Consider the following 2,260-nt stretch of genomic DNA (forward strand, 5'->3'; position numbering starts at 1 on the left):
GGCGCGGGGACCATCTCCCTTCCTGAAGTTAGTCATTCTCTCGCGGGCAAGCGCCCATCCAAGAAACAAGGAATGTCTTCAATGAACTTTAAATCAAAGGCCGTGACGCGCGCAGTGGCTATTGCGCTGGCAAGCGGTTTGTTATCCAGTGCAGTATTTGCTGCCGGCACCTGTGATCCCAAAAATGGGATAGCAACGATAGGGGTTGAGATCGCAGCCAAGTCAGACAATTACGGTGATGGTACGTATAACTTTGGCTATGTGATGGTGCAATGTCGCAATGGAGTGATTGTTCCGATCGGCACAGACACGGATGCGCAAGGATTGCCGTCCGATATGGAACGCCAAGTCAAAGCGTTGAACATGCGGCGCTACTATGCAAATAGCTGCAAGACACATCAGGTTGCGGTTAATGACCGATTCAAAGGCATCATCAACGGCGTTGATTTTTCTGGCGCTACCGCGCCGAAATCCATTCCCGGCATGCTGTTTTTTGAAGATGCCCATGCCAAGTGCAGTGTTGGTGCACCAGCCGCTGGCGACAATCTCGGTGGCAGCAACCTGGGCTCGACGTGCAATACAGAAAATGTTTTCTTGCAGCCTCCTGCTCCCAAATGCGGCAACCCCATTCAACCGGGCACGGGCAATAAATATCAAAAAGAAGTGGATTACCAAGGCGCGGGGGCGAATCGGCTCAGCGTCATTCGGCACTACAACAGCCTGAATGGCCTATGGAACGACGCCAATATCAAACGGTTTACCAAGTTTGAGAAGCAACCCAACTCATTGCCGGGTAGCGTCGTTGTTTATCTCAATGGCGAAGAACCGGGCAGCGGTACTGGTCCAGTCGATCCGGCTAAACCTACTACGCCAGGTAGCGGTAACGGTGTCGATGTCGGTGAAACCTGGCAAGCCATGCGCGGCGACGGCAAGGTCATCAGCTTCCCCTTGGTGGGTGGCGGTGCCGACCACAATGGCGTGGGCTATACCCTGCAAATCACGGCAGATCGTCTGCAACTTACCACGCCAAGCGACGCCGTCGAGCTTTACGATCTAAGCAATGGCCGCTTGTTGAGCGTGCAGCATCTCGACGGCTATACCCTCACCTACGCTTATGATGCAGCCGGCAAGCTGACCACGATTACCGACAGCAATGCACGGGTGCTGACTTACACCTACGATGCGCAGGGCCGTGTGGCGTCCATCAAAGACCCTGCCTTGCAAACCATTGCCTATGGCTACGATGCGGCGGGCAAGCTATCGACCGTGACCTATCAGGACGGCAAGTCGCGCCAGTACCTGTATGAAGATACCCGCTTCCCGAATGCCCTGACCGGCATCAAGGACGAAGCCGGCATTCGCTTCGCTACCTGGGCCTATGATGCGCAAGGTCGCGCTATTAGCAGTGAACACAGCGGCGGCGTTGAAAAAGTCACCGTCAGCTATCCCGATAGCACCCAGGCCACGGCGGTGAATGCACTGGGCTTGACGACCACCTACGCGTTCCAGAACGTCAAAGGCAAGACGGTCCTCAAAACCCTTACCGAGTCCTGCCCCACCTGCACGACCACTACCCAGCAGTTCGATGTAGACCAGAGTGGGTTGCTAACGCGGCTTACCGATCGGATGGGCGTTGCTACCCAATTCCAGGCTGATGCCGTGCGACGACTGGAAACCCAGCGTATTGAAGCCGCCGGCACTCCGATTGCTCAGACGACGACAACCGAATGGCACCCGACATTCCGTTTGCCAGCCAGCATCACAGTCCCCGGCAACCGTACCGACTTTACTTACGATGCCAAGGGCAATCTGACAGCGAAGAAGGTCACGGACCTGACCAACAATGCGACCTATACCCTACGCTGGGATTACGACGCGCAGAATCGGATTACCGCCAGTACCAATGCAGTCGGTGGCATCTCCCGCTACACCTACGATGCTGCCGGCAACGTTGCCAGCGTGACCGATGCTGCCGGATCTGTTACCCGCTACACCCAGTACAACGCTGATGGTTTGCCGCTGAGCATCACCCGTCCGAATGGCTTAGTGGTCACCCTGGCCTACGATCCACGTGGTCGCTTGATCAGCCAGAAGATCGGCGCACTCACCACCACCTATAGCTACACCGCCACCGGTTTGCTTGGCAGTGTCAGTACCCCTGATGGGCAGCAACTGACCTACACCTATGACGATGCCCGCCGCTTGGTTGGCGTGCGCGACAAGCTCGGTAGCACGATTCGCTATGTGTTGGATGCCTTGG

Annotated in this window: 1 protein-coding gene; it reads left to right on the forward strand. The window is 56.2% G+C overall.

Annotated features, from left to right (window positions below):
• Positions 1-81: 81 nt before the first annotated feature.
• Positions 82-2,260, forward strand: a 2,179-nt coding sequence (locus tag CSQ89_RS21190) for a DUF6531 domain-containing protein (protein ID WP_099407943.1), incomplete at its 3' end; no start/stop codon positions are given.

This window comes from Chitinimonas sp. BJB300 (assembly GCF_002735695.1).
Lineage (GTDB): Bacteria > Pseudomonadota > Gammaproteobacteria > Burkholderiales > Chitinimonadaceae > Chitinimonas.